General features: G+C 72.4%; 5 protein-coding genes. 4 read left to right on the top strand and 1 reads right to left on the bottom strand.

Annotation, left to right across the window (positions count from 1 at the left end; all coding sequences use genetic code 11):
- The first annotated feature begins 272 nt into the window (after positions 1–272).
- A complete protein-coding gene (locus ACRDP3_RS23185) occupies positions 273–1,415 on the top strand; it encodes a glycosyltransferase family 4 protein (protein WP_431518934.1) in 1,143 nt (380 codons plus the stop codon).
- A gap of 101 nt (positions 1,416–1,516) precedes the next feature.
- On the opposite strand, the gene ACRDP3_RS23180 is transcribed toward ACRDP3_RS23185, so the two are convergent.
- On the bottom strand, positions 1,517–3,355 hold the full coding sequence (locus ACRDP3_RS23180; RefSeq protein WP_431518933.1) for an AMP-dependent synthetase/ligase: 1,839 nt from the start codon (positions 3,353–3,355) through the stop codon (positions 1,517–1,519).
- Between the two features lie 299 nt (positions 3,356–3,654).
- On the opposite strand from ACRDP3_RS23180, the gene ACRDP3_RS23175 reads away from it, so the two are divergent.
- The 3 genes from ACRDP3_RS23175 to ACRDP3_RS23165 form a co-directional block, all read left to right on the top strand.
- Positions 3,655–4,416: a metallophosphoesterase family protein gene (locus ACRDP3_RS23175; RefSeq protein WP_431518932.1), complete on the top strand. Its 762-nt coding sequence runs from the start codon at positions 3,655–3,657 to the stop codon at positions 4,414–4,416.
- Positions 4,417–4,557: 141 nt separating this feature from the next.
- On the top strand, positions 4,558–5,034 hold the full coding sequence (locus ACRDP3_RS23170) for an SRPBCC family protein (RefSeq protein WP_431518931.1): 477 nt from the start codon (positions 4,558–4,560) through the stop codon (positions 5,032–5,034).
- A gap of 115 nt (positions 5,035–5,149) precedes the next feature.
- A partial coding sequence (locus ACRDP3_RS23165; RefSeq protein WP_431518930.1) for an ArsA-related P-loop ATPase occupies positions 5,150–6,233 on the top strand: 1,084 nt, incomplete at its 3' end.

The following is a 6,233-nucleotide window of genomic DNA, read 5'->3' as shown; positions in this document are numbered from 1 at the left end:
GCCGCGAGCCGCCGCGCCGGTGTACGCCGCGGCCCCCGGCCGGCCGGGGGGCCGACGGCACACCGGAGCCCGGTTCGTGCGCCGCTGTGCTGTCCGTCCCACTCACTGTGCCGTCGCCCTCGTGCCTCTCCGTGCGGTCGTCGCGTCGTGCGCTGCGCTGCCCCGCGCCATCATGCCCGTTGCCGGACGGGGCCGGGACGGCGCCATGCGCCCGGCGGACCTGGGTCGGCGACCGGGCGGCACTCCCGGCGTGGACGGTACTGTCTGCGGCGATGGACAAGACCTTGATCGTCACCAACGACTTCCCGCCCCGCCCGGGTGGCATCCAGGCGTTTCTGCACAGCATGGCGCTGCGGCTCGACCCGTCCCGAGTGGTCGTCTACGCCTCCACCTGGAAGCGGAGTGACGAAGGCCTCGCCGAGACCGCCCGGTTCGACGCGGAGCAGCCCTTCCCGGTCGTGCGCGACCGTACGACCATGCTGCTGCCGACCCCGCGGGTCACCCGGCGCGCGGCCGGACTGCTGCAGGAACATGGCTGCCGGTCCGTCTGGTTCGGCGCCGCCGCGCCGCTCGGACTGATGGCGCCCGCCCTGCGCAAGGCGGGCGCGGAGCGGCTGGTGGCGACCACGCACGGGCACGAGGCGGCCTGGGCGCAGCTTCCCCTCTCCCGTCAGCTGCTGCGCCGGATCGGTGAGGGCACCGATACGCTCACCTACCTCGGCGAGTACACCCGGTCCAGGATCGCCGGCGCGCTCACCCCGCAGGCGGCCGCCCGGATGGTGCACCTGCCGCCCGGCGTCGATGAGAAGACCTTCCACCCCGGTTCGGGCGGCACGGCGGTACGGGCGGAGCTCGGCCTCACCGAGCGGCCCGTGGTCGTCTGCGTCTCCCGGCTGGTGCCGCGCAAGGGCCAGGACACCCTGATCCGGGCGATGCCGCGGATCCTCGCCGCGGTGCCGGACGCCATGCTGCTGATCGTGGGCGGCGGCCCGTACCGCGGCAAGCTGGAGAAGCTGGCCGCGGCGACGGGGGTCGCCGGTTCCGTACGCTTCACCGGCGCCGTCCCGTGGGCGGAACTGCCCGCGCACTACGGCGCCGGTGACGTCTTCGCGATGCCGTGCCGCACCCGCAGGGGCGGGCTGGACGTGGAGGGGCTCGGCATCGTCTACCTGGAGGCCTCGGCCACCGGACTCCCCGTCGTCGCCGGTGACTCGGGCGGGGCGCCCGACGCGGTGCTGACGGGCGAGACCGGCTGGGTCGTACGGGGCGGAGTCACCGAGGACGTCGCCGGCCGCGTCAGCACCCTCCTGGCCGACCCCGGCCTGCGCGCCCGCATGGGCGAGCGGGGCCGGGACTGGGTGGCCGAGCGCTGGCGCCGGGATCTGCTCGCGGAGCGGCTGAAGGAGCTGCTCTGAGCCTGCCGTTCAGCGCCGAACACACCCTCCGGCGCTGAACGCGTTCCGGGCCCCGGCCGGGGAGCCGGTCAGGCGGCCCTCAGGCGGGCCCTCAGGCGACCCTAGGAATACAAGGCCTCGATCTCGTCGGCGAAGTCCTTCGCCACCACGCCGCGCTTGAGCTTCAGCGAGGGTGTCAGGTGCCCGGACTCCTCGGTGAACTGGCCGGTCAGCACCCGGAACTTGCGTACGGACTCGGCACGGGAGACCGCCGAGTTGCCCTCGTCCACCGCGTGCTGCAGCTCGGCCAGCAGCTCCGCGTCCCGCAGCAGCGCGGAGTGCGGGACCCCGCCCTTGCCGTGTTCCTCGGCCCAGCGCGGCAGGAACTCCTCGTCGACGGTGAGCAGCGCGCCAACGAAGGGACGGCCGTCACCGACCACCATGCACTCGGAGACCAGCGCGTGCCCGCGGATGCGGTCCTCGATGACCGCCGGGGCGACGTTCTTGCCGCCGGCGGTCACCAGGATCTCCTTCTTCCGCCCGGTGATGGCGAGGTAGCCGTCGGCGTCCAGCGTGCCGATGTCGCCGGTGTGGAACCAGCCGTCGGAGAGTGCTTCGCGAGTGGCCTGCTCGTTGTTCCAGTAGCCGGTGAAGAGGTGCTCGCCGTGCAGCAGCACTTCGCCGTCGTCCGCGATGCGGATGACGGAGCCGGGCAGCGGCTGGCCGACCGTACCGATCTTCTGCCGGTCGTAGGGGTTGAAGGCGGTGGCGGCACAGGACTCCGTCAGGCCGTAACCCTCCAGCACCGTGAAGCCGATGCCGCGGTAGAAGTGGCCGAGCCGTTCGCCCAGCGGTGCGCCGCCGGAGATGGCGTGGGTGGCGCGGCCGCCGAGCACCGCGCGCAGCTTGCTGTAGACCAGCCGGTCGAAGACCCTGTGCCGCAGTTTCAGTTTCAGCGACGGTCCCGAAGGGTCCTCCAGCGCGCGGCTGTAGGCGATCGCGGTGTCCGCGGCCTTGTCGAAGATCTTGCCCTTGCCGCCCGCCTGGGCCTTCGCCCGCGCGGAGTTGTAGACCTTCTCGAAGACGCGCGGCACGCCGAGCACCATGGTCGGGCGGAAGGCGCCCAGTTCGTCGGTGAGCGTCTTCACGTCGGACACATGACCGAGCTTGATCGGCGCCATCACGGCCGCGACCTGCACCAGCCGTCCGAAGACGTGGGCGACGGGCAGGAAGAGCAGTACGGAGGACTCGCCCGTACGGAACATGGGCCGCAGCCGCTCGACCACGTTGCCGCACTCCGCGAAGAAGCTGCGGTGGGTGAGCACACAGCCCTTGGGCCGGCCGGTGGTGCCGGAGGTGTAGACGATGGTGGCGGGGGAATCGGCGCGCGCGCTGGAGCCGCGCTCCTCGAGCGTCCCGTCACCGACCTCCGCGCCGGCGGCGGTGAGCACGGCCACCGCGCCCGCGTCCGCCACCCGGCCGTCCGCGTCCGTCACGGCCTGTGGTGCGCCCGCGTCGATCTGCCAGACGTGCGCGAGAGCGGGCAGCCGGTCGCGTACCGAGTCCACCGACTTGGCGTGCGTCTCCGACTCCACCACGCAGGCCACCGCCCCGGAATCGCCGAGGATCCAGGCGATCTGCTCCGGTGAACTCGTCTCGTACACCGGCACGGTGACGGCGCCCGCGCTCCAGATGGCGAAGTCCAGCAGGGTCCACTCGTATCGCGTGCCGGACATCAGGGCGACGCGGTCGCCCGGCTGCACGCCGGCGGCGATCAGGCCCTTGGCCGCGGTCCGCACCTCGGCCAGGAAGTCGACGGCACTGACGTCCGCCCACTGCCCGGCGCGCTTACGTGCGATGACGGGAACGTCGGGATGCTGAGCCGCGTTGCGGCGGATGAGATCCGTCAGATTTCCGTCGGCCGGAACCTCGTAAAGGGCCGGAAGGCTGAACTCGCGCAAGAGTGCTGCTCCTCGTGGGGCGCCGGGCATGGAGTCCGTCGGAGGGGCGGCACCCTCCGGCTTGGTCCGCTGGCTCGGTCCAGGACCCGTGGGGGGTTCCAAGATGAATGCCGGCCCGGACGTTACCCATCAGTACGGGTATCGGGATAGGGGGTGACGCGGAGATGTCTGATGCGTCACATACCCCGGCTGTGCTGACGGCAGCTTAGTCCACGCCCTCCGTGAGAGGGAAGTAACCGCAGGTGGGGAGGTTTCCGGACGGGCTGCCGCAGAGGCGACCGGCGTTTTAGGGTGTGGCCATGCGAGTCCATGTGGTCAGCGACGTACACGGCAACAGCCAGGACCTCGCGACGGCGGGTGACGGCGCCGACGCGCTCGTCTGCCTGGGAGACCTCGTCCTCTTCCTCGACTACGCCGACCACTCACGTGGCATTTTTCCCGAGCTTTTCGGGGTCGAGAGCGCCGATCGGATCGTGGAGCTGCGCACCGAGCGCCGCTTCGCCGAGGCCCGGGAGTTCTCCGCCGGGCTCTGGGCGGGCATAGACCGCAGGGCGGCGACCGAAGCCGCCGTCCGCAGGCAGTACGCCGAGCTGTTCGCCGCCTTTCCGACGCCGACGTACGCGACGTACGGCAACGTCGACATGCCACCGCTGTGGGCGGAGTACGCGGGACCGGGCACCACCGTGCTGGACGGGGAGACGGTCGACATCGGCGGCCGGCGCTTCGGCTTCGTGGGCGGCGGGCTGCGGTCACCGATGCGCACGCCGTACGAGATCGACGCGGAGACCTATGCCGCGAAGATCGCGGCACTGGGCGAGGTCGACGTGCTCTGCTCCCATATCCCGCCCGATGTCCCGGAATTGTGCTACGACACGGTCGCGCGCCGTTTCGAACGGGGCAGCGAGGCACTGCTGGAGGCGATTCACGCCGTACGGCCGCGCTTCCACCTCTTCGGACACGTGCACCAGCCGCTCGTGCGGCGGATGCGGATCGGGGCGACCGAGTGCGTCAACGTGGGGCACTTCAACGCGACCGGGACGCCGTGGGTGCTGGAGTGGTGAGCTGCCGGGGACCGGAGCGGTCCGGCGGCGGAGCGAGCCCGGGAGCCGTTCGATGGACGGCCCGCACGCCGCGCGCCGGGGGTGCGGGGTAGCCTGCCAACGGCATGGGGGAACGTCGCAGCATTCGGAGGAGCCACGGCGATGGCGGAACACACCAGTTCGAACATCACCATCGATGCAGCGCCCGCTGCCGTGATGGGGGTGATCGCCGACTTCCCCCGCTACCCGGAGTGGACGGGTGAGGTGAAGGAGGCCGAGGTCCTCTCCGCGGACGCGGACGGGCGCGCCGAACAGGTGCGGCTGCTGCTGGACGCGGGCGCCATCAAGGACGAACACACCCTGGCCTACGAGTGGATCGGCGCGAACGAGGTCCGCTGGTCCCTGGTGAAGTCCCAGATGCTGCGCGCGCTCGACGGCGTGTACCGGCTGACGCCGGCGGCGGGCGGCGACCGTACCGAGGTCACCTACCAGCTGACCGTCGACGTCAAGATCCCGATGCTGGGGATGATCAAGCGCAAGGCCGAGAAGGTCATCATCGACCGCGCGCTGTCCGGACTCAAGAAGCGCGTCGAGTCGGGCGGTGGCGCGACGGCGGGTACGGACGCCGCCAAAGGCTGACGCCCCGGTGCCCCGCCCCTCTTCCGGACAGTCCGATGCCGGGCAGTCCCCTTCCGGGCAGTCCGATGCCGGACAATCCCATGCCGGACAGCGGCCACCACGCACGGTGCTGGTCATGGGAGCGGGCGGCGCCGGCCGTACGACGGTGGCCGCCGCGACCGCACTCGCCGACGGCCGGCAGGGGCGGCGCACGCTGCTGCTGAGCGAAGAACAGCCCGGCACGCTGGCGGCGCTGCTCGGCGTACCGGACGTGGGCACGGCCGAGGCCGAAGTGCCGGCCGTGGAGGGGCTGTGGGTCGCCCGTATCGACTCCGGTGAGCACTTCCGCGGCGGCGCGGCGGTGCTGCAGGAGCGGGGCCGTACGGTGCTGGGGCTGCTCGGTGCCGACCCGCTGGACGAGGACGAACTGACCGAACTGCCCGGCGCCGGGACCTTCGCGCTGCTGGGCACACTGCGCGCGGCGCACGCATCGGGCGCGTGGGACACGCTTGTCGTCGACCTGCCTCCCACCACGCGAGCACTGCGGGGGCTCGCACTGCCGGGACAGCTGCGCCGCTATCTGCGCAGGCTGCTGCCGCCCGAGCGGCAGGCGGCACGGGCGCTGCGTCCGCAGCTCGCGCAGCTCGCGGGCGTGCCGATGCCCACGCGGGCGCTGTACGAGACGGCGGACCGTTGGGAGGGCGAACTCGCGGCCGTGGAGGACGTGCTGGCGTCGGCGGCGACCGCCGCGCTGCTCGTCGCGGAGCCGGGTCCGCTCGCCGCGGAAGCACTGCGCGCCGCCCGGGCCGGGCTGGGCCTGTACGAACTGCCGCTGGAGGCGGTCGTCGCCAACCGGGTGCTGCCGACCGGGAGCGCGGACCCCTGGCTGGCCTCGCTGTCCGGTCAGCAGCAGACCGTGCTCAAGCAACTGCGCGAGGAGTGCGCGGCGCAGGGCGTGCCGGTGCGTGAACTGCCGCACCTGGGACGCGACCCGCGTGGCGTCCAGGACATCCGGGATCTGGCGGGTCTCGCCGGGCTGGCCGCCTCCGCGCCCGGCCTCGGCTCCGGCTCCGGCTCGGACTCCGGCTCCGGCTCCGGGTCCGGGTCCGGGAGGGTGGAGGACCGGCTGGCGCGGGACGGCCTGCTGGTCTGGGTGCTGCCGCTGCCCGCCACCCGCAAGGAGGAGCTGGATCTGGTCCGGCGCGGGGACGAACTGATCC

The organism is Streptomyces sp. (genome assembly GCF_050698815.1).
In the GTDB taxonomy this organism is placed as follows: Bacteria; Actinomycetota; Actinomycetes; order Streptomycetales; family Streptomycetaceae; genus Streptomyces.
This window is presented reverse-complemented; position numbering and strand designations above follow the sequence as displayed.